Source organism: Salinicola sp. 4072 (assembly GCF_036663415.1).
GTDB lineage: Bacteria > Pseudomonadota > Gammaproteobacteria > Pseudomonadales > Halomonadaceae > Salinicola > Salinicola salarius_A.
On record NZ_JAXOVV010000090.1, the window covers coordinates 1 to 520 of the forward strand.

2 tRNA genes are annotated in these 520 nt (G+C 51.0%); both read right to left on the minus strand.

The features are described 5' to 3' along the window. Nucleotides 1–232 precede the first annotated feature (232 nt). A tRNA-Ala gene (locus R3F72_RS18605) sits at nt 233–308 on the minus strand. Nucleotides 309–399: 91 nt separating this feature from the next. After that, nucleotides 400–476 (minus strand) — tRNA-Ile (locus R3F72_RS18610). Between the last annotated feature and the right edge of the window lie 44 nt (nt 477–520).

Genomic DNA, 520 nt, shown 5'->3' on the forward strand with positions numbered 1-520 from the left:
CAGTGATTAATCATTCGACAATTGCCGGATACGCTTGAGACGTATCTCGTTTTGCTCTTCTCTAGAGAGAAGAACTGTCAGCATGATCCAAATTGTTAAAGAGCGTTTAGAGCGATAAGCTCTAAGCTGTAAGCTTGCTGTCACGAGTGTTTCATCGTCACGTCAAGCGTATAGCTTAAAACTTATGGTCAGACTGTCGGGTTGCGCTTGTCTCTCGGTTGTCGCGAGAGAGTGGTGGAGCCTAGCGGGATCGAACCGCTGACCTCCTGCGTGCAAGGCAGGCGCTCTCCCAGCTGAGCTAAGGCCCCGATAAAAGCAATTTTGTCGAAGACAAGGCGCTTTTGACCGACGTGTAGCCTGCTACACGAGGGAAAAAGCAACGCCGTATTCGGCAAAATTTGGTGGGTCTGGGCAGACTCGAACTGCCGACCTCACCCTTATCAGGGGTGCGCTCTAACCAACTGAGCTACAGACCCAAACAGTCTTGCTCTGGCCGATCAGGTAATTGATTGTGAGCGCT